Source organism: Nostoc sp. 'Peltigera membranacea cyanobiont' 213 (assembly GCF_002245975.1).
Lineage (GTDB): Bacteria > Cyanobacteriota > Cyanobacteriia > Cyanobacteriales > Nostocaceae > Nostoc.
The window spans coordinates 1-21,991 of sequence record NZ_NOLI01000099.1 but is presented as its reverse complement, the minus strand read 5'-3'; the positions used below and the strand labels follow the sequence as shown (position 1 = coordinate 21,991).

12 protein-coding genes and 1 pseudogene are annotated in these 21,991 nt (G+C 40.1%); 9 read left to right on the top strand and 4 right to left on the bottom strand.

Annotation, left to right across the window (positions count from 1 at the left end):
• The first annotated feature begins 59 nt into the window (after positions 1-59).
• From pglX to brxL, 6 genes are all read left to right on the top strand, one after another.
• Complete coding sequence (pglX, locus tag CDG77_RS23315; RefSeq protein WP_094331740.1) at positions 60-3,575, top strand: BREX-1 system adenine-specific DNA-methyltransferase PglX; 3,516 nt, start codon at positions 60-62, stop codon at positions 3,573-3,575.
• Between the two features lie 65 nt (positions 3,576-3,640).
• Positions 3,641-7,378, top strand: a complete 3,738-nt coding sequence (locus CDG77_RS23310; protein ID WP_190234045.1) for an AAA domain-containing protein — start codon at positions 3,641-3,643, stop codon at positions 7,376-7,378.
• Positions 7,362-8,954 carry a DarT ssDNA thymidine ADP-ribosyltransferase family protein gene (locus CDG77_RS23305; protein ID WP_094331738.1) on the top strand — a complete coding sequence of 531 codons (1,593 nt, stop codon included), beginning with the start codon at positions 7,362-7,364 and terminating at the stop codon, positions 8,952-8,954. The genes CDG77_RS23310 and CDG77_RS23305 overlap by 17 nt, the downstream gene beginning before the upstream one ends.
• Positions 8,857-10,383 carry an ADP-ribosylglycohydrolase family protein gene (locus tag CDG77_RS23300; protein WP_094331737.1) on the top strand — a complete coding sequence of 509 codons (1,527 nt, stop codon included), beginning with the start codon at positions 8,857-8,859 and terminating at the stop codon, positions 10,381-10,383. The genes CDG77_RS23305 and CDG77_RS23300 overlap by 98 nt, the downstream gene beginning before the upstream one ends.
• 179 nt (positions 10,384-10,562) lie before the next feature.
• Positions 10,563-13,130 carry a BREX-1 system phosphatase PglZ type A gene (gene pglZ / locus CDG77_RS23295; RefSeq protein WP_094331736.1) on the top strand — a complete coding sequence of 856 codons (2,568 nt, stop codon included), beginning with the start codon at positions 10,563-10,565 and terminating at the stop codon, positions 13,128-13,130.
• A gap of 59 nt (positions 13,131-13,189) precedes the next feature.
• Positions 13,190-15,208: a protease Lon-related BREX system protein BrxL gene (gene brxL / locus CDG77_RS23290; protein ID WP_094331735.1), complete on the top strand. Its 2,019-nt coding sequence runs from the start codon at positions 13,190-13,192 to the stop codon at positions 15,206-15,208.
• Here brxL and CDG77_RS23285 read toward each other — a convergent pair.
• On the bottom strand, positions 15,205-15,807 hold the full coding sequence (locus tag CDG77_RS23285; protein ID WP_094331734.1) for a DUF1819 family protein: 603 nt from the start codon (positions 15,805-15,807) through the stop codon (positions 15,205-15,207). The genes brxL and CDG77_RS23285 overlap by 4 nt on opposite strands.
• 416 nt (positions 15,808-16,223) lie before the next feature.
• Between CDG77_RS23285 and CDG77_RS23280 the strand changes: the two genes are divergently transcribed.
• A complete protein-coding gene (locus CDG77_RS23280; protein WP_094331733.1) occupies positions 16,224-17,060 on the top strand; it encodes a bis-aminopropyl spermidine synthase family protein in 837 nt (278 codons plus the stop codon).
• Positions 17,053-17,625: a hypothetical protein gene (locus tag CDG77_RS23275; protein WP_094331732.1), complete on the top strand. Its 573-nt coding sequence runs from the start codon at positions 17,053-17,055 to the stop codon at positions 17,623-17,625. The genes CDG77_RS23280 and CDG77_RS23275 overlap by 8 nt, the downstream gene beginning before the upstream one ends.
• Here the strand turns inward: CDG77_RS23275 and CDG77_RS23270 are convergent.
• Together CDG77_RS23270 and CDG77_RS23265 are read right to left on the bottom strand one after the other, a co-directional pair.
• The gene (locus CDG77_RS23270) at positions 17,622-18,254 is read right to left on the bottom strand and encodes a hypothetical protein (RefSeq protein WP_094331731.1); all 633 of its coding nucleotides are present in this window, start codon (positions 18,252-18,254) and stop codon (positions 17,622-17,624) included. The two genes, CDG77_RS23275 and CDG77_RS23270, sit on opposite strands and share 4 nt — an antisense overlap.
• Before the next feature lie 8 nt (positions 18,255-18,262).
• Positions 18,263-19,288 carry an ImmA/IrrE family metallo-endopeptidase gene (locus tag CDG77_RS23265; RefSeq protein WP_223269933.1) on the bottom strand — a complete coding sequence of 342 codons (1,026 nt, stop codon included), beginning with the start codon at positions 19,286-19,288 and terminating at the stop codon, positions 18,263-18,265.
• A gap of 436 nt (positions 19,289-19,724) precedes the next feature.
• Between CDG77_RS23265 and CDG77_RS23260 the strand changes: the two genes are divergently transcribed.
• The gene (locus CDG77_RS23260; protein ID WP_223269932.1) at positions 19,725-20,549 is read left to right on the top strand and encodes a hypothetical protein; all 825 of its coding nucleotides are present in this window, start codon (positions 19,725-19,727) and stop codon (positions 20,547-20,549) included.
• A gap of 801 nt (positions 20,550-21,350) precedes the next feature.
• On the opposite strand, the pseudogene CDG77_RS23250 reads toward CDG77_RS23260, so the two are convergent.
• Positions 21,351-21,991, bottom strand: a pseudogene (locus CDG77_RS23250) (hypothetical protein); the annotation flags it as partial.

Here is a 21,991-nt window from a genome sequence, read left to right as displayed (position 1 = left end):
CTTAGTTCTACTAATCATTTTCCTACCTTTATTGCATCACCCTATTCCCTCATCAGCTTATGAACCGCACCGCTATCAAGAACTTTGCTATTTGGGCGCGTCGTTACCTACGAGAACAAGTTAAAGCCCGTGCTGCCCAATTTGGCATAACTCACAAAAGTATTACAGAACATCAGACAGTTGCGGGTGGACTGCTGGTGGCGGGTCAAACGCTAAATACAACGGAAGCAAACCAATATCATCAACTGCGAAATCGCTTGCAAGATTTAACGCTAAGTTCCAGCCAACCCCAGGCGGTAGATGCGCTGATAGATGAAATTGCCTACACCTGGTTTAACCGTTTGGCGGCGTTGCGGTTTATGGAGGTGAATGGATATATCGGGCGGGTGTTGAGTAGTAGCGACTCCAATTTGGTAGACCCTGATTTGTTACAGGATGCTAGTTCTATTGCCGAAATGGGAGATTTACCTGGACTTGACTTGGATACTCTTAATGAGTGGCGCAGTTTTGCCAATCATGATCCTAATCCCGATGAGTTTCTTTACCGCCGTCTGCTGTTAGCTCAATGTAAAGCTTTGGCAGAGGGAATTCCGGCACTGTTTGACCCTCGCCAGAATTATCAAGCGCTGTTTTTGCCTGGAAATTTGTTAAATCAAGATTCAATTGTACGGCGGCTGGTAAAGGAGATTCCAGAGGAGGACTGGCAGAATATTGAAGTAGTAGGTTGGCTGTATCAGTTCTACATTTCAGAACGCAAGGATGAGGTGATTGGAGCAAAGTCTAAGGTTGCAGCCGCAGATATTCCCGCAGCGACTCAATTGTTTACCCCCCACTGGATTGTTCGGTATATGGTGGAGAACAGTTTGGGGCGGTTGTGGTTAGAGTCTCACCCGGAATCACGGTTACGTGAATATATGCCTTACTATTTGGAAAATCCTAACGATAATGGTGAGGATGAAAAACTTCAAGCTTTAACGCCTCAAGAGTTGACCGTGATAGATCCTGCTTGTGGCAGTGGTCATATTTTGGTGTATACGTTTGATTTGCTGTTTGAAATTTACAAAGAACAAGGTTATTTAGAGCGCGATATTCCGGCGTTGATTTTAACGCACAATTTGTATGGTTTAGATATTGATGAACGTGCAGCGCAGTTAGCAAGTTTTGCAGTATTGATGAAAGCACGGGCGAAGAATTCGCGGATTTTGCGGAAATCTCTGGTTTTGAATATTATGGTGGTGCGTCCTACCCATAGTCAGACTTTACCACCAGCAACAGAATTAATTCTTGAAGATTGGCAACCGTTAATTGAGGCGTTTCAGAATGCGGAGAATTTAGGGAGTTTAATTACGCCGCCAAGCTTTGATGCTGAAAAGTTGAAATGGCAATTGCAGGCGTTGGAATTCAGTGATTCAATGTTTCGGGAATATGTTCCAGCTTTGCAGGGGTTGCTTTTACAGGCAAAGTTTTTGAGGAAGCAGTATTGGGTTGTGGTAGCAAATCCGCCTTATATGGGTGGTAGTTCATTTAATGATATAGTTAAAAGCTTTATTAACAAGAACTATCAAGCTGGGAAAGGAGATTTATATGCTTGTTATATTCAAAGAAATATTCATTTTTGCAAACCCAATGGTTTGGTAGCTATGCTAACAATACCAAATTGGATGTTTTTGTCAAGTTATCAAGAAATTCGAGCAAATATTCTTAATAACTACTTTTTAGAAAGTCTAGTTCATAATGGCCGAGGTATTTTTGGTTCTGACTTTGGTAGTTGTGGTTTTACAATTAGAAAAAAGAATAGCAACAATTCAATAAGCGTATTTAAAAAACTTTATGACAAACAAAGTAATGTACTATCTAATGAAGAATTAAATCAAAGATTTTTTAAAAGTAATAATTATTATATTAAATCCACTGACTTTTCAAAAATCCCAGGATCACCTATAGCTTATTGGATTACGGAAAAAATTAAAAATATATTTTTATCTCTGCCCAATGTTTCATCTACTATGTATTCTGATGGGCCTTGTAAAACGGGAAAGGATGAGAGATATATGAGATATTATTGGGAAGTAAAAGCTAAGGAAGTTGGTATAGATAAATCATGGGTATTATGTTCCAAAGGTGGAGATTACAGAAGATATTATGGAAACGTAATTCATATTATAAATTGGAATCTAGGAACCCAAAGTCATTATAAAAAAGACAAAATTGCTAGAATTACCAGTGTTAAAAATCAAAACAGTAGAGGTGTAACCTGGAGTATTATAAGTATTAGCAATACTTTCTCTTTTAGAGAATTAAGATGTGATTTTCAATTTAATTCTGTCTCTCCAACAATTTTTTCCAAAAATCAAGATTCCAATGACATAGAAATACAACTATCTTTATTAAATTCTAAAGTAGCTAATACATTCCTTACACTTTTAAATCCAACTTTGGCACTTAATGTAGAAAATGTGTTAAATGTCCCCATATTAAAGGAGATAGATAAAAATTACATCATTGAACTATCGAGCCAAATGTTGTCTCTTGCAAGAGAGGACTGGAACAACTTTGAAACATCCTGGGATTTCCAAATCCACCCCCTATTACGCCACAACACCGAACACCTTAGCGAAGCCTTCACCATTTGGCAAAGCAAATCAGAAACCGCCTTCCGCGAACTCCAAAAACTCGAAGAAGAAAATAACCGCTACTGGATAGAAGCTTACGACCTACAAGACGAACTCACCCCAGAAGTACCCGACGACCAAATCACCATCCGCCGCGCCGACTTAAACAAAGATATTCGTTCCCTTATCTCCTACGCCGTCGGCTGTATCATGGGGCGCTACTCCCTCGACAAACCCGGACTCATCCACGCCGGACAACCATTTGACCCGGACCTACACCAAACCCAAACCTTAAGCGTCAGCAGTGATGCAATTATTCCCATCACATACCAAGCATACTTTGATAACGATATCGTTACCCGCTTCATAGAATTTCTGCGTGTCGCCTACAGTCCCGACACCCTTACCGAAAACATGAATTTCATCGCCAACGCCCTTACCCTCAAAAACGGCGAAAGCGCCCAAGAACGCATCCGCCGCTATTTTCTGCAAGAATTCATTTCTGACCACATTCAAACTTATAAAAAACGCCCTATTTATTGGCTGTTTACCAGTGGAAAAAAACGAGCTTTTGGCGCATTACTATATTTACAGCGTTACAGCGAAGATGCTCTTGCTCGTATTCGCACCGATTATGTTTTGGAATTGCAAGTCAAACTAGATGGGGAAATTGCCAGGGCGCAACAACAGTTAGATAATACCACTTCTAGCGCCGCTAAAAAAGCTGCCACAAACCGCCTGAAAGAACTACAAGCCCAACAGTTAGAACTGCGAGATTACCAAGCCAAGCTACAAACGCAAGCCGATGCGCGAATTAATCTTGACCTTGACGATGGTGTAGCGTACAACTACACGCGCTTTAAAGGTCTTGTTTACGAAGGTACAGACTTAAAAATTGCTGACTTAGAAAAAGCCTCGCAGTGGAAGCTGGAGTTGTTGAAACAGGTTCATTCTGAAGTGTGAATCTGTTACACAAAAGTCTTCAATGCTGTTGATTAGTTATCGTTTTTCAGATGGGGTACAAGGTTATGTCTGAAACTTGGGGTTACAACTATATAGGAGCGGCAAGCGCTAACTTTATTAGCCTTATTGAAGGAGCAAATGCACTAAATTTATATTCTGATTATTGGCAGCGACACGCTCGTACAGATGAGTTAATATCTCATCTTTTAGGTTCGGAGCCTTGCATATTCTATATTCGCAGACAAGAGCCAGGAAGAAATTCAGAATATGAAGAAAAATGGAAACTTATAGTAGCAACAGACCGGGATGATTTCCAACTACCTTTGAAGTTAGAAGAACGGCAACAAACTTTACAGCTTTCAGGAATTGTTCAGCGAGATGGTACAGGCAATTTAGTTTTAACTGCAATTAATTTAGTAGACCTAGAGCAAGGACGGGTAGATTCTTTTTCTTTACCTCGGCTGATTCTCCTACAACGCGCTCATCAAAATAATATTGGTATTCCAGAAACAGCATTTGCAGAAATAGCAACAATGCCTGTTTGTAGTTCTTATGTACCAACACATGACCAAATCCAAGCTTGGGGAGCGTACTTAAGAATACAACGTCGCATAGCAGAAAACCGTCAGTTTTATGTTCCTGTTATTTCGCACAACTACTCATCCGCAACCTCTATAACCTTTACGGTGAATGCTGCTTTAGCTACTAATAATGGTTCCGTCTTGATCAGCCCAGATGATTTTTGGCAGCGTGTTGAAAAGGCTATAAATAAACCTTTAAAGTTTCTTGCAAGTTCTGCTGAAATCCGCAATATACGTGCAGGTCAGGAGTTAGGGAAGATTGAATTAGTTAGACGTAGTTCTCAGCAAATAAATATCAGCCTGGAACGTCATATAGCAGACTCTTTAATAAATGAGGATATTACACTACCTGAAACAATATTGTTATTTTTTAAAGATAACGGTAGTCTCGCTCAGATTCAGTGGCAAGAACAAGCTTTGAGAAGCTTGATAGATGGCCATACATATAACTTTAATTTGAGTAAATTTTTCTTTGAGGCTTCTCAAGCTAGACCAATAGAAGAAACTGTCCAACTAGCTAAAGAAGATTTATTTTTGGGTCAGGCTAATGATAGCCAATTAGAAGCAGTGCAAGCTGTACTAGCTGCGGATGATCTCATTTTATTACAAGGGCCTCCAGGTACAGGCAAGACAACGGTTATTACCGAAATTTGCTATCAAGTTGCCCTTAAAGGTGGGCGTACCCTAATTGCTTCTCAAGCCAATCTAGCAGTAGATAACGCTTTAAGCCGATTATCTCACCACCCAGTCCTACGTCCATTGCGAGACGGAAAGACCGGAAGGGTTAGCCAAGAAGGAGAGCCTTTTCTAAGTGAAAACGTTATTGATAGATGGGTAAACAATACATCTGCTGAATGCGAAAATCGTTTATTAAAGCACCAAAAAATTGTACGAGGGTTATGTCCATTATTGACATCGTTAGATAAATTTCAAGTTTATATGCAAGTTGAAGAAGCCTTTCCTCAACAGCAACATCAATTGCTAGATAGTAAGACTTCTCTTGAATTAGAATACAAGACAAAAAGAGATACTTACACTCAACTAGAAGCTCGGCAGCATCAGATTGGTTCTATGCAATCTGATTTACGAAATCTCATTGAATCGAATAGTGTATTTTTTGCTAACCAACAGATAAAAATTGAGCAGCTAAAAAATCGTAAAACAGAACTTACATTGGCACTCCGTGAGCTTGGAAATTGGCAATTAACAGCTAACTCTCAAATCTATGAAGTATTGAAGCGATGCTTGCAACAACGTCATTCTCTTACAGAAGATTTAATTTCATTGCCATTACAGGTACAGACTATTGCACTAGAAGCTTGCCAACAACCTTGGAAACAATATCTTGATAAGTGCCAACTCGAAATAAATGAATTAATACTTCAGCTAAATGAATGTGATGAAGTATATAAAGTTGGTAATAAAATATATTGGTTACTTTTGCAAAACCAAAAAATATTAATTAATATAGAGCCTTTTGAGGCAAAAGTTTCTCAAATAAGAGAACAACTTGCAACCAGAATTAATAGTCAGCGTCATATACGAGCAATTAATCTATTACACAACTATTCTAATATTACTATTGCAGATATCAATCACTCATCTGAACAAAGAAAAATTTATATCGCAGCTATTAAGTTAGAAGCAATTAAGCGAGAATACGAGCAATTAATTCAAAACAATCAAGCAAGAGATTGGGAATCTAAATTATATAAGCTTACAGCCAAAGTTAGCAGTGGCATTACTGAAAGTGCAAAAGATTTTCTCAATAAATTACAAACTGAAACTGAGCAAATGCTTCTGCTAGCATCGGAATCTCAAGATAATTTACAAGCTACTCTAGCTCCTTTATCTGTACTTTCAACTATTAACAACCATATAGATTCTGAACTTGGAAGCATTAGAGAAGTTACTAATAAAGCTTTCAATGAAGTTACAAAACTATCTAATCAAGTTAGAGAAATTGAAAAGCAGATAGAAGAATTGGAACTAAATTTAAACAATTTTAGACATTGGTGGTTAGGTATTTACCAGAAAATTCCTAACTGGCTTAAGCCGAATGTTGATGATGAGGAATTATTTAATCTAAAGTTTTTGAGAAATATTCCAATTAACTTTGAATTATGGCAACAAGAGCTTGAGCAATCAGAAGCTTACCTTAACCAATGGGAACCAACTATTCAAAAATGGATTGAAAAATTACGCCAACCATCTGATCTAGAGTATGAGGCTTTGCGAAAAAAATATTTGGATAACGCTAATGTTATCGGCGTTACCTGCATGAAAGCAGCAAGATGTAATTACTTACAGAAATTTGGACACTTTGATGTAGTAATTATTGATGAAGTAAGCAAAAGTATTCCACCAGAGTTACTTATACCAACATTAAAAGGTAAAAAGATTGTGATGATTGGTGACTATCGCCAGTTACCACCTATTTTAGATGAAGAAAATCTAGATGAGCTTGCTGAAGAACTCTCTATTCCTAGAGAGAACCTTCAATTTTTAGAACAATCATGGTTTCAGTTGCAATTTCAAGCAGCACAAGCTAGTCAAAAAAGTATAGCTAGACGGCTAAATGTCCAGTATCGAATGCATCCACAGATTATGGAAGCAATCAACCAATTTTATGATGAAGGCGATGGTGGACTTAGTTGTGGGCTTACCAATCCTGATATTGAACGCGCCCACAATTTAGCGGGTTCAATTATCGGGGAGGATAATCATATTATGTGGGCTGCAATACCTACAGGTAGAGAGTTTCATGAAAGAAGAGATGGCACATCATATTATAACGACGTAGAAATTAGAAAAATTCAAACATTATGCGAACAAATGGAACAATCTTGGGCACCTAAACTTGCTCAGGGTTCACCTAAAAAAGAAATAGGAATTATCACATTTTATGGCGCTCAATTAAGGCGAATTGAAAGTTGCTTCTCTGCTAATAATTTTCCTTCTCTAAATATTCGTACCGGAACAGTTGATAGATTTCAGGGCATGGAAAAACCCGTGATTATTGTCAGCATGGTTCGCAACAATCTGCAAAGTAATTTTGGGTTTGCTCAAACGCCTGAAAGAGTTAATGTTGCTTTCTCTCGTGCTAAAGAATTACTCATAATCGTAGGCTGTCACGATTTATTTACGCAACTTCCTATATATCAAAAAGTATCACAAGTTGTACATAAATATAAAGGGTTTATAAATGTATCTAACCTTTAATGCTAACCAAGTAGACTCTCGTTTAAGCAAATTAGTAGATAAAATTGAATCCCAAGGATATCAAGTATTAGCTGGGCGCTATGTTCGCTATAACGTCCAACAGATGTTAGTGAAGGCTACTATTAGCGAATTGCGTAAAGTAGATATATTTGAAGAGTTCATATTAAGCACAGCAATTAATGTCGTTCCATCAGTAACTATAGAAGAGTTAGCAAATGTTCTGGGTATAGATTCTATGCTCATGAGAAGTGTTGCTGAAAATCTTCAATCTTGGAAATCTTTAGAACTAACCTCAGACTCTACTTTAAAAATTACGCCTTTTGGCAAAAAAGTATTTCAGGAAGAAAATTCTGTATTAGAACCTTCTTATACTCAAAACATTTATGCTATAGCTGATCCTTTAACAAATCAAATTAATTTTGATAATACACGTTTACAAGATGCGCCTTTAGAATTAAAAAGCTTAGGACAATTTATTGCTATCGATAAATATCCTGACATTTCTGCTTTAACAATTGCAGATGTACAGAATATCGCTCTCGATATCGTAATTCGAGAAAAAACTCAAAAAGTAACCAGCTACCAAGAATTATCTCCTATTACAACTGTCAGAAAGAAAATATCTATTTTTTATCTTTTAGATTCACAAGACCAATACATTATCAAAATATTTAGTGAAGATCAAGAATTAAAAATTGCATCAGATTTATTAACAGAGATTTTAAGCAATGGGAATGAACAGCAGATAGTATGGGATGAATTGTTTCGATTATCAGATGCAGAAATAACGCTGGCAGATTCAACAGAGCATATTGCTGACAAGATATCTTTTGATTGGGTTCTAGCTGACGTATGTTTTGAGAGTTTATATCTAGATGAAGAAACTGAATTAGCTAATTCATCAGAGACTAAAATTCTCCCAGCCTCTTCCAGATACAATACAACGGACGCTGAAGATATTAAATCTTTTGTTTTACACAGGAGAATCGAAAAACTTTTACATTTAACCCGTCTTGAGAATCTAAATAATATTTGTCGTGCGGACGCTATATTATCTTTATATCAATTAGAAAAGAATAATATTTGCACTAACCCATTTGATGGTAGAAAACCTGAAGGACAGAAGTACAAAAATTATGTCAATTGTAGTTTAACTTACTATAATTTTTTTATGCTTTATGGGCTTGTACATAAATCTGAAGAACCTGTAGTTTTGTTATATATCAAGCCTGATTATTTATGGAAACAAGGAATAGAATTCTGCAAATTCAATGCTGCCACAGGTGGAGGTCGTCATATAGCGCCTGGTTATCACACACTTCAAACTCTATTCGATGATACAGTACAAGACAGACAGGGATTACAAGATCGCAATAGTAAACCAATTAACCTACCTACTTGTATTCAAGCTGAAGTTTTGATCCGAGATGGTATTCCTTTAGCAGACATAATGGAAATCGTGATCCGTTCTCCACGCCATGAGCAAAATGTACGGCAAGCAGGATGGAGAGGAAATATCCGAGTATCATCTCGTGATTTTGATTGGCATTCTGAGTGGATTGTTAGAGGTAGTTAAAAGCAGCTTATTTATTAACGAGTTGGTTATGCAAGAAAAAAATCAATTATTATCGATTGACTCACTCCAGGATCGCTGTGCTGGTTCGATAATTGCTGCTGCGGCTGGTGATGCACTAGGTTGGATGACAGAATTTATCCGTTCGCATAACGACCTCAAACATAAAATGGGTTTAGAGCAAGTTACTGACTACCAGTCATGGAGTAAGCGTGTTGGTGGACGCTTCCAAGGTTATGAGGATTATATTGCTGCTGGGGAATATTCTGACGATACACAATTAACTATCTGCACTGCTGCCTGTATATCCTTCAACGGATGCTTTGACTATCATCCCTTTTGCAAGTTTGAGTATCCAATGTGGCTAGAATATGCTCGTGGTGCAGGTGGCACCGTCAAGGAAGCAGCTGAAAAAATACAGCGCAAGTCGGCTGATTGGAATAGCAATTTTTTTAGCCGTAAGATGAAAGAAGGCAGCATAGACTACCGTGATGGTGGTGCCAATGGTGCAGCCATGAGAATATCACCTCATGTATTAGCTAATGTCGGCCGTTGGGAACAAGCTGAAGCAGATATTTGGCGTAATTCAATAATTAGTCACGGTCATCCAAGAGCTATTGTTGGAGCGCTCTTATATGGATATGCACTACAAACTGTATTGCAGTGGTCAGAACCTAGCATAGGTCAACAGTTGATTGAAATACTTGGCAACGGGGTAAAACAGTTGCAAATTCCGAAAATACCCGCTTTGAAAACATGGCTGACTGAATGGAATAAAGGAAGGGTAGAATCTTTCGAGGTAGTCTTTGAGAAAACCAAACAAGAAGCTGTGGAGTGGTTGCGTCTAGTCTGGTTAGGATTACGTAAAGATGAATCACCTCAAAAGATACTTGAGCAACTAGGCTGTTTTGACCAAGCTACCAAAGGTTCTGGGTTAGCGACTGCGATCGCTGGGGTTTATTTGTTTGCCCGTCAGCCAGAACAAACCCAGGAAAGCATTATTACCGCAGCTAATATGATAGGCAGTGATACTGATTCAATCGCTGCTTTTGTCGGTGGCTTAGGCGGTGCTGCTTTTGGATTGGAAGTTATTTCTGAAAAATGGCGATCGCAGATTCAAGATGCGCCATTTTTGATTTGTATAGGTGAACATCTAGCTAAAATTTCTGCTGGCGAACATGAAAAGATGAAAATTCGCCCAGGCTATAGCGGTATAAAATTGGGCAAAGCCTTGTGTCGTCAGACAGTTCATAAGGATATGCGAGTTGTACATTGCCGTCTAGGTGCAGGCACGATCACAGAAATAGATAAACAATCTCTGCTCACTCAAGGGCGAACAGTAACAACTGTACGCATCAATTTCGATGTTGGTCAAAGCTGCAAGTTAGCTTTTCGTGCTGATACCCCTAGCAAAACATTATTTATTATTTAGTGCATCTCCTAAACAGATGGCCATTAGCTAACGACAAAAAAACACTATAAGGCTATGATTCCTGTTTTAACGGCAAAAAATAAAATTTTTACGAGTTGATTCTGCCTCAGTAAGAAAATCACATCAACTTTTGCCCCACGTAACTTAACTCACTCCTAAAAAGTTGTGTAAACAATTCTATGAACACCGCTCGTATCCAAAACACTCTAGAAACACTCTTTCAAGATTCAGCCCGTTGGTTGCACCCAGGACGGAGGGTGGTGTTTTGGTACGACCCCGAACAACAATTTACCAGCAGCTTCAATGAACTCCAACTCGAAGGCGTAGAAAAACTCCAACTCGCTGATACTGCCTTTACTGTCAAATATCACCTGCTGGTCGAGCAACCCAATCAAACTTTTCTACTGTACGCCCCCTTTGCTGAACCTGCGCCCCAAGAAAACTGGCTTCTAGACATCCAAAAAAGCGGTTTAACCTTCTCTGCTGACCCCGCCGCCCTCATATATGCAGATTTAGGATTGCGATCGCGCGGTCTGGAAATTGTCATCCGGGAACATGAGAAATTCTTTAAAAGCCGCAAACGGACAGAAGCCCTGCAAGCAATGAGTATTTCCCCCGACAGCGACGAACGGGGATTACTCCTGGCTATGCTTTCCGTTCTCGCAGGTTTAAAAGTACCCGATGCAGGGACACTGATTCGGCGGGTGCTGCTTGGGGGTTTATTAGAGTCGGATAACGCCCTTTGGTCTGATATTGAGCGTTTTATCTCCCCTGAAGCTTTCTGGGAAGTAGTCCAGGAACACACGGACTTTCCGAAGCAAAACCCCAGTTTAAACAAGTTATTCGTGCAGCTGCTAATCACGCATTTTGCTAAATCTCTGCACGATACCATCCCGCCCCAGTTAGCAAACCAAGTCATCATTCCTGGACAACGGGCTTATGCTTTTATCGACCAGTGGATGCGCGACCAGCAGGATTCTCTAGGCTGGAAGATCCTCAGCAGTGAGGTAGCAGAACAATTACATATATTTGATTCTATAGAGAATTTAGAGCCGGAAGTTTTATTTGAAGCAGCGAGTTTCGAGGTGGTGGATAAGGTATTAATCCGCACCTGCGTTAAAACACTGCAAATGCAAATGGGGCAACAAATAACGGAATTGACACCCTGGCGAACTTGGTTACAGGCACGTCATACTCTGATTTGGTTCCCCCAGTATGAGAAGATTTATCAAGCATTAGAAGCTGCGATCGCTCTTTTGGAATTTAAGCAACAGTATCCAGAAGGATTCCGCCAGCCAGCCCCACTTCTCTTCAAAGCCTACGCCAGCGATTTACACTCTTTTGACAAAGCTTATCGCCACTTTATCGTCAAGAGCGATGATGCCCAAGGGGATATCCTCAAGGGTTTAATTGACGATGTGGAAAATCTATACACTCAATGGTTCCTGGATAGTCTAGGAGAAGCTTGGTCTGATGCCCTTGGCAACAACAACTGGGAATTAGAGGGCATAGCATCCCAAACTAGATTTTTTGGTAGGCACGTATTCCCAATTTTAGAACGGAGCGATCGCGAAAAAGTATTTGTGATTATCTCCGATGCTTTGCGCTATGAAGTCGCCAGCGAACTCGAAGAGGTAATTAAAAAAGAAGTTCGGGGTGAAACCAGCCTAGAGGCACAATTGGGAGTTTTACCCAGCGTGACACGGTTGGGTATGGCAGCACTTCTTCCAGGGTCAAAACTAGAACTGATACCAGGTGATGATGATGTCCGACTGGATGGGCTTAGTACCAAAGGAGCATTAGCAAGGCAAAAGGTACTAAACCAAAATAGTCGGGTAGAAGCTACAGTACTTAGTGCCAAAGACCTGCTAGAGATGAATACTGACGAAGGACGGGCTGCTGTGCAACCTTATCGCCTAATCTACATTTATCACAACGTCATTGATGCGATCGGCGATCAGGCATCCAGCGAACGTCAAGTACTATCAGCTTGCGGAACAGCAATTAGCGAACTGCTACGACTGGTAAAGAAAATTTGTAATTCTATCAATGGTACAAACGTTATCATCACCGCAGACCACGGTTTTTTATACCAACGTTGCCCCATTCAAGAAGCAGACAAGCGACCCCTACCAAGTGGTGAAGTAGTACTGGAAGGCAAACGCCGCTACCTGCTAGCACAAGAACAGTTGAATGACTCAACCTTACTGCACTTTAGCCTGCCCTATGCAGAAAATGGCACAGTTGCGATCGTACCTCGTGGTAGTTTACGCTTTGCCGTCCAAGGTGCAGGAGCGCAGTTTGTCCACGGCGGGGCATCTCTCCAAGAAGTATGCGTACCAGTCATTACCTATCATCACCAACGGGCGGTTAAAGGAGACGAAGGCCCAGCCAGGAAAGTAGGGGTACAGGTAAGTGCCAGAGTTCGGCGGGTAACGAATAATCGTTTTACATTGACGTTAGTACAAAGTGATGCGGTTGAGGGGAGATGGCGATCGCGTCAAATTACAGTTGCTTTCTACGATCCTCAAACTAATACACCAATAACAGATGTGCGAGGAGCAAACTTAAGCAGCACTAGCCCACATCCGAGCGATCGGGAAATTAACTTAAGGTTGACCATAACTACCGCTAATCCCCCTAGTAACGTCTATTTAATAGTTAAGGATGCAGACGATGAAAGTGAATTGCTCCAAGAAACCTGGGCAGTTAGTTTAGGGATCGCTAACGACTTTGGAGATTTCTAAGCCAATATAGTCACAATATCGGTGATATCAAATTATTCTCTCCTGCTCCCTGCCCCAAAATGGATGACCTGAATCAAAAACTAAACAGCATTTACCCTGGAAAGGTAGTACGTAAAGACCTAACTAAACGTATTAAAGAAGGTGCTAACGTACCAGTGTATGTACTGGAATACCTACTTGGTATGTACTGCGCGACCGACGACGAAACCACCATTGAAGAAGGCGTTACTCGTGTAAAAAACATCCTGGCACAGAATTATGTCCGTCCTGATGAAGCAGAACAGATCAAATCTAAAATTCGGGAATTGGGACGATTCACCATCATTGACCGGGTAACGGTAACGCTCAACGACAGAGATGATATCTACCAGGGAACTTTAATGAACCTGGGTGTCAAAGGCGTAGTCATTGACCCAGAAATTGTCAAACCCAACCAAAAGCTTCTGGGTGGTGGTATTTGGTGTATTCTACAACTGGAATACGAAGCAGGAACCAAACCCAGTCCCTTCATTGTCGGAAGTCTCAAACCTATCCAAATGCCTAGTGTGGATATGGATGAACTGTTTGCGGGTCGCCCAGCTTTTACCCGCAGTGAATGGATTGACCTGCTGATTCGGTCAACAGGACTGGAACCCACTACCGTCAGCGAAGATGTAAAATGGCATCTACTTGCCCGTTTGGTAGCCCTTTGTGAAAATAACTACAACTGCTGCGAACTTGGCCCCCGTTCTACAGGTAAATCCCATGTCTACAAAGAAGTTTCTCCTAACTCAATCTTGGTTTCTGGTGGAAAAACTACAGTAGCGAATCTTTTCTACAATATGTCCAACCGTCGCGTGGGATTAGTGGGTTTATTTGACGTGGTTGCCTTTGATGAAGTAGCAGGCATGAGCTTCCATGATAACGACGGTGTGCAAATCATGAAAGACTACATGGCATCAGGTTCTTTTGCACGCGGTAAGGCAGAGATTACCGCTAATGCTTCTATGGTCTTTGTCGGCAACATTAATCAAAGCGTGGAATCCTTAGTAAAGACCTCACACCTGCTGGCACCCTTCCCCGAAGCCATGATTGACACCGCCTTCTTCGATCGTTTTCACGCTTATATTCCTGGCTGGGAAATCCCCAAATTCAGCCCAGAGAATTTCACCAACCAGTACGGGTTCATTGTCGATTACTTAGCAGAATGGCTGCGAGAAATGCGTAAACGCAGTTTTGCCGATGCCATAGACCTCCACTTCAGACTAGGTAATAACCTTAAGCAACGAGATGTTCAAGCAGTTCGTAAAACTGTATCAGGGCTGCTAAAACTGCTTTTCCCAGATGGCTCATTTAGTAAGGAAGATGTGCGTGAAGCTTTAGTATATGGGCTGCGGGTACGACGGCGGGTGAAAGAACAGTTAAAGAAAATTGGCGGAATGGAATTTTACGATGTGCATTTCAGCTACATCGACTTGGAAACTCTAGATGAGCATTTTGTCTCAGTACCGGAACAGGGTGGTTCGAGCTTGATTAGTCAGGAAATGCTGACTCCCGGTCACTTGCACTTTGTCAGTACTGGAGATAGCGGCATAATTGGGGCATTCAAACTTGAACTGCAAGCAGTACCCGGTAGTGGCAAGCTAGTACGCACTGGTGTAGCGACGGCTGGCAAGATGAAGGACAGTTTAAACATTGCCATGAATTACTTCAAAGCTAATGCTCAAAGAGTCAGCAGTAGCATTCACCCAAGTAATTTGGATTTTTTACTTCAGTTATTAGACTTGCAAGGGTCTGGCGCACCCCAAGAGAGCGGATTAGCATTATTCGTTTCGTTATGTTCTGCTTCTTTAAAACGAAGCGTTCAAACACAATTTGCGATATTTGGGGAAATGACCATTGGTGGAACGATTACACCAGTCAGTAACCTAGCGGGTAGCCTGCAAGTAGCCTTTGATGCTGGCGCTAAACGTATCCTCTTACCAATGGCAAGCGCCATTGACTTAGCCAGCGTTCCGCCAGAATTGTTTGCTAAATTTCAAACATCATTTTACGCTGACCCCGTAGACGCAGTATTTAAAGCGTTAGCAGTCGATTAAAAATCAAGCATGAGAGTCAGGTAATAACCTAGCCCATCAGCAAGTAATTTTTGACGTAAAGCTGATGGTACGGGAACAGAGCGAATTTGATAATTTCCTCTTGAAAACGTGGGTTGCAACAGACCGGCATTTACTAGCACCAGTAAGGTGTTGCTAGCAGCCTTTCTATAGGTGGAGTCTGACCATGCAGCCACAGTTGAATTTTGATCTCGCTTTCCTTCAAAGAAGGTTCGCAAATCAGCAGCCGTTACGACGTAATCAAAACCCTTAATTTTGTCTAGCAGGACTTCATCAATGAGTTCGCGCAGAAGGCGGTGTTCTCGCAGAATCAGGAACAATATGGTGAATCGGCGGATGTCAGGGTTGCCAGTGGCAATTAATTGAATATATTCCTCTGGGACTTGCTGAAGGCGTTTGAGAATAGTTTGCAGCGCCCGCTCACGGGAAGCTTGAGAACGCAGTTGAAACAAATCCTCCACCAATACCCGTTGCCGAATATCTTCCTGGGTTGCACCTTGATGCATCAGTTCAGCAACTGTAATAGTTTCAATCAGAACAAAAGCATTATTAGTACGAGCAGTATAAGCAGTTTTAGTCATATTTGAAACAATAGAGAAGGCAAGCAAAACCCTTTCTCAAACCTAGATAGTGAGTTATGGATTTAAATGTTTTTCAGGAAATGCTCGTTAGCATCCTCCTATGTAAATCTCCTATTACATTTTCGTCAAGGTTTCAGAGTTTAATACTTCCAAAGGCGGTCAATCTTTGACCTCATCTCACCTGTGATCATTCGTTTAACTTCAAGGGTAAGCACTTGTGTAACTACAGGAGTGCAGTAGCAAAACTAAATGTGTTAATATATCCTACGCTAGGGATGGTGTAATGCAATACTTTAAAGGAATTTAGCTTTGTGCTGTAGTATTTACTTAAAAAAAATAAGTTTAGTGAGCATTGTGTAAACGTGTATTAGCTATTATTTATAAGTAATAACTAAAATAACTCGTTGAGGACTTGCATGGAGTTTGATCTGCGAAAAGCAATCAATGCAATTTCAGACATTGTTCAAAACCGACCAGCCCCCATTCGCGAGTTCGACCAGATATACATGAAGGTCGCAGATATGGTAATCCAAGCAGAGTACGTAGCTCGCGTCTTCAATGATAAGAATATTGTATTTGTCGGGGACGGTGATGGAATTGCACTGTCCACTGCCCATTTAAAAGCACAAAGCGTCATTAATTATGGGCCAAAGTCGATTACTGTACTTGATTTTGACGAGAGAATTGTTAATTCTGTGCGGCGATTCGGCGAAAAGCTTTACCCTAAAATAGAAATTTTAGCATACCTTTATAACGTAGCAGAAGCACTACCTCCAGAGCATTTTGGCGCATACGATGGATTTCACATCAATCCGCCTTGGGGAGCAAGTAACGATGGAGAAAGTGTCATAACTTTTTTCGAGCGCGGCAGCCAAGCAACTAAAGAGAATAGTTTAGGTATTGTCGTCATGGCAGATGACCCTGAGCTATTATGGACTCAAAAAGTAATACGCGATACGCAACAATGTGCGCTTAATCTTGGTTACGTAGTATCCGAACTATTACCCCAGTTACACCTTTATCATCTTGATGACGCACCTGAATTGCGTTCATGTTCGTGTTTGTTCCGCCGGATAGACCCAATTTGCATGCAAACGACATCAAAACCTCTTGAGCCAACGCGACTTGAGAATTTTTATGGTAAAAATTCCCCATTGCTATTTAGATACGTGCGTGAGCGCCCAACACTGAATACAAATAGAGAATCAGACCAACTCTACATACTGGAAAAGCTTGAGGTGAATAATGGATGATACTTTAAAGAAAGCAGGTCTTATTTTCATGAAAGTTGGACTGCACGCGCAAGAAAGCATCGAAGACATAATTAAGCGTAAACAAAACGAATTTGAAGAAGCTGGTGCAATTTTTTGGGGCTATGGTGGTAATACTTGTCATCCTTTGAGTATGGTTCAACCCTTTGCCAGAGAGATAGAAAAAAGTGGCAATGAAGTTCTAATAGTTATGCAGAAAATGAACTCTAAGCACGCTGCATCTCCAGAAATCGCTAAACAGTATTCAGATGATGGTGTTAATTGGCAGCCAATTCCCAAAGGCATAGAAGTCCGTGGTTCTCGCTATGCCTTAGTTCTTGACCAACTTCAAATGGAAGAATTTGATTTAGATATAAGTGAACTAGAGGTCGGGGTTGGGCCTAACCGTGGGCGTAAGGGCGACAAGTATTTACTTGGAAGAGCAGATAAAGGTTGCTTTTTTTACACACCTCATCATGCACCAGTCACACCAGAGGAACAGAGTATAAAACGTATCGGAATTGTTGCCCGTGTAAAAGCTCCCTACGCAGTTTTTCTGAAAAATTAAAATGGTGTATATAGCAAAGTTCCAGTAGCTGAACGTAAATGGCTAATGTATGAAGCAAGCCCTTCTTGCACTACCTCAAAAGAAGCAGGAGCAGTAACACCAAAGACAATTTTTAAAGCTTTATCAATGTCTGGTTTAGCTCTCACACATTCTTGAACGTAGGTAAATTGATGTTCTACCAAAAGTAAGAACACTAATTCTAGCGATACCACACGGCCTGCAAGCGATCTAGAAACCTGAGCCACAGAGTCATTAGTACAAAGCGCAATTAAAGAACGTTTATCGCCAGTGATTACAAGTGAGCCTTGGTTAGTAGCGCCCGTTGCAAGCAGCAAGGCTTCACCAGCATCGATATTTTGAACAGCATTTAGCGCATCTAATAACTCTGGGTCAGCTGATTGAGCATTCAGAGAGTTACATTTCTGGAGAAATGCTTCCAGCCTACTTGCACTTATCTCTTCTTTGCAGAAACGCAAACGATTTTTGGCAGGGAAAAGCGAATATTTCGCAGTTGCAAGCACAAATAAATTAGTAGAAGTACAATTAAAACTAGCTATAACCTCATCAAGCAGATTATAGCGTGCAAGTTTAAGCAAGGCATCATTATCGATCAGAATCGTCCGATCCATAAGCCACCTCACTCGATGTCTGAACCAGTAACTCTACCAAGGAAATCTATGGTATCCATTGGTAGTGCTTCAGTATCTATTTCTTGCCACATTGCTTCATTAATGACATTCATAGCAGACGTATTATCACCTTGAAGCAACTTTGCTGCTGCATAACCAACCTCCCATTTTCCAGTATGATTGGCAAAATTTAGTACTATATGCCCAGGATCAATTTTTTGTGCCCTACCATACTGAAATGCTGTTTCCGCCAGTTCTCTAAAGTTAACTCGCTCATCTGATGCTGTGTAAGTTGCTTTTGGCCTATCATTTAAAAGTTCGAGAGCGAACATATCTGCCGACAGTTCAACAGGATCATTGTCTTTCAAGGCATAAGAATTTTCACTAAGTTCCTCATCAACTAATATTTCATTTGGAGCTATATGACCAAGTGCCACATGAGCAACTTCATGGGATAAAATAAAGAGTTGCCATGCCCAAAGTTGTGAAGCTTTTGACAAAATAATAACCGGACGGCTATCAGTATAAACTACCATCCCATCCATTTTTGCCACATTAATGCCAAGCTCTGCTAAATAAACCACAGGTATGCCATGTGACCAGCAGGCCATCAACAAATTCCTCAAACCTAACCATTTACCAGAGAAAGAGTGAAGTATTTCTTGGCGGAGAATTTTTGGATTATCTACAAATGCTCTAAATTCTACTTGACAAGCTGATGCAACAGATTCAGCAACGCTAACAGCAATTGATGATGCAGCATTCAAGTTCTTCAACTTGCTGGGAATTGACCGCTTGTATTTTACATCACGTCGTTTAAGCAATTCTATTCGTGGGCTTGCAGCTAATAGAGGGCTGACGCGAAGACCCAATCGCTTTGCAATGATTATTGCAATCTCTGATGAGGTTGCTGTATCTGATAGTACTTCCGGCGTAACCCAATCAGGTAGTAACACACTCTGTAGGCTACGTGGGAAGCCAGAAGATTCCAATAAACTAAATATTATGTCAATCTGGCTATCAGGTGTGGTCAAGCAAATCTCCTGCTAAGTCATCTAATGTTCTGTATATTCCTTTAACCTATTTAATATCTACAAGCAACACTGCTATGCCTGTTTTTATCCGGTACTGCACTGCAATATTAAAGTTTATAGTAAATTACTATATACTAATATAAATATTTGACTCTATTAAAGGTTATGTACTATACATTACAGGAGAATCTACTTATAAAAGTAAATGATAATTATAAATACTTATTTTCAATTGCATATCTTAAGTACTTAGCTAAATTAATAAGATTAACTTAGCAATCTAGCTAAAAATAAAATTATTGATTTTTATTTAGATATAAAGTAATTTTACATTAGCTGTACTTTACTACTGTAAATTGAGTTGTTATACAAAGCTAGACTAATCACTAATAAATAGCATAATAATATGATTTAGGCACTTGGAGATGCCATGATAATGAATAAACTGCCGTCAACATTTTGCTGGACTAAAATGGGGAGTGAAGCTGGCGAAGACTTGGCAGCAATCATTCGTAGAAAAGAATGGGAACGTCAATTAGGTGGCGGATATTTTTTTTGGGGTATTGGTCAATCGCTAGGTGAAAATGCTAGAATTGCTACCCGTGAAAAAACATCTTTGCACGCATTTTTTTCCCCAATGCTAAGTAAGCCAAAGACTATTGATGTAGCACCAACTGAAGTAGTCTTATGGAACGCATGGATTGATGTACAAGGTAGAGTGCGACAATTACCAATCCACTGTTTGGTTACTAGTCGTGCATCTTTACCTTCTGGCAGAAAAAAAGAAAGCCATTATGCATTAGTATGTTTTTCTGATAAAAAATTAAACGAACATAAAGAAGAAATGTGCATTTCTCCAAGCTGCCTTCGTAATATGAACACAAATAAACCTCTTGGCTCATCGCAAGTTACGGCAGTTGTTCGTGTCGAGAAAGAACATGATCAAATATGCAATACCAACAAAAGCTATTCCGTTAGCTTTACTACCGAACTAAGATCCCCCTATTGTATACAACTAGTTCAACCAATGTTGCTGGATACAAAAAAAGTCTTTGAAATTAAAGAAATTTCATACTCAGGAGACATTGAATCATGGATTGTGCTGGTGAAACAATTACGCTCCAGTGTAGTAAATAAAGTAGATTGGGTTCAATGCACGCTAGACTTGGGTGAAGCACATCAAGTCAATGAGCAGATATCCTTCGCTGATAGTCTTAATTCACTTGTTTATCCTGAGTTTAGCAACGTGAAACTGATGTAAAAGTCCATAACTATAATTAAAATCTAGAAAAAATTTACCTATGCATTATGGAGTATTTTCAAATCTTAATTTTGTTTTATTTGGTTATAAATTAAAACTATAAATCTTTATAAAAGTCGTTATTTAATAATCCTTATTATTCTAAAAACTTTAGTATTCAAAAGTTAATTTAGTATAGTTTTTATTAGCTTCTTATTAAGATAGATTTAAAACTAAATACAAAAGTAGTTGATTAAATAGATTTTTAATCACCTTACTAACTAAACTAATCGCCATTCATTTTTCTACACTAATTCGTTTGTAGTAAAAGTTTCAGCCCTAGCTTTATGTAACTTAAATACTCATTAGCTTACCTTTTCTTTAAAACTCTATTCTTTATCACACCCATATTCCTGCTCAACCAAACTCCACAGCTTCTCCTCTACAGGACTCAAATACGGTTGCTTCAGTTCCCCCAGATGCTTCAGCATAGCACGGGCAGCTTCTTCTAATTTCTTGTTTTCTTGTAACCTACTGATGCGATCGCTCTTAGAGAAATACCAGTTATCTACATCTTCTGAGATTCTATTGAGTTTTGTTCATTTCTAGCCAGTTGTAGAGTGGGAACTAAACTCTGTTGAGCGCTGTATGAATCATGCAGAGGGGTTCTACAGCACTCAACTAAACAACTGGCATAGCTGGATGTCAAGAAGCGGGAAGTTTTATTTTTTCCCTCGTACAACTTCTTCACTGTCCTGTTGCGTTGCTAACTCCATTGAAACTGCAATCCAAACACATTGGATGCCAATTTGCCAAAATTGTTTAGGGTGTTATCTCTCCACCGTATTCAGACTCTAGTACATTCAACAATTTTTCTTCCACCGCAGTCAAATAAGCCCGATTCAGCTTTCCCAACGACTCCAAAAACCTCTGCACCGACTCCTCCAACGCGCTCAAGTACACTCGACTCAGGCGATCGCAAATCACCTGCATCTGCTGACATTCCGCAGGTAGGTAGTTGAAGGACTTCAGGTGCTGCAACCCAACAGTGTACTCACCATCCCACATTCTCACTGTACAGCTAAACTCGTTCACTGCGCTGACAATTGCCCAACAGCCACCTTTGCCTCTCAGTTCGGGATTGTCCTTAGCAAGAATTTGGCACACTTCACCTAAATGGTAGGTGTTTGGTACTTTGGTTCTCTCCATTATTTTTTGCACAACATCTTTTACGATTCTCCCAGTCGGCACTTTACCACCAGCAACTTCTACCGCCCTTTGCCACACTTCTTGCTGTTCTTGGGGTTTGAGCTTTGTCATTGGTCGAACTTGCGCCTCGCTGGTAGGCAAGATTTGTCGCTGATCGGAGTGGACTGTCGCAGGATCATCTTCAATTTCATTTTGTGTCCAATTTGGACACATTTTGATCAAATTATCTACAACTCCAGCAGCTTCAATTAATC

What these genes read in the sequence shown, in the direction of transcription:
- CDG77_RS23300 (WP_094331737.1), top strand. Translation starts at nt 8,857, where the DNA reads ATGAGCAAAATGTACGGCAAGCAGGATGGAGAGGAAATATCCGAGTAT.
- CDG77_RS23285 (WP_094331734.1), bottom strand. Translation starts at nt 15,807, where the DNA reads ATGACTAAAACTGCTTATACTGCTCGTACTAATAATGCTTTTGTTCTG.
- CDG77_RS23280 (WP_094331733.1), top strand. Translation starts at nt 16,224, where the DNA reads ATGGAGTTTGATCTGCGAAAAGCAATCAATGCAATTTCAGACATTGTT.
- CDG77_RS23260 (WP_223269932.1), top strand. Translation starts at nt 19,725, where the DNA reads ATGAATAAACTGCCGTCAACATTTTGCTGGACTAAAATGGGGAGTGAA.
- pglZ (WP_094331736.1), top strand. Translation starts at nt 10,563, where the DNA reads ATGAACACCGCTCGTATCCAAAACACTCTAGAAACACTCTTTCAAGAT.
- brxL (WP_094331735.1), top strand. Translation starts at nt 13,190, where the DNA reads ATGGATGACCTGAATCAAAAACTAAACAGCATTTACCCTGGAAAGGTA.
- pglX (WP_094331740.1), top strand. Translation starts at nt 60, where the DNA reads ATGAACCGCACCGCTATCAAGAACTTTGCTATTTGGGCGCGTCGTTAC.
- CDG77_RS23305 (WP_094331738.1), top strand. Translation starts at nt 7,362, where the DNA reads ATGTATCTAACCTTTAATGCTAACCAAGTAGACTCTCGTTTAAGCAAA.
- CDG77_RS23310 (WP_190234045.1), top strand. Translation starts at nt 3,641, where the DNA reads ATGTCTGAAACTTGGGGTTACAACTATATAGGAGCGGCAAGCGCTAAC.
- CDG77_RS23270 (WP_094331731.1), bottom strand. Translation starts at nt 18,254, where the DNA reads ATGGATCGGACGATTCTGATCGATAATGATGCCTTGCTTAAACTTGCA.
- CDG77_RS23275 (WP_094331732.1), top strand. Translation starts at nt 17,053, where the DNA reads ATGGATGATACTTTAAAGAAAGCAGGTCTTATTTTCATGAAAGTTGGA.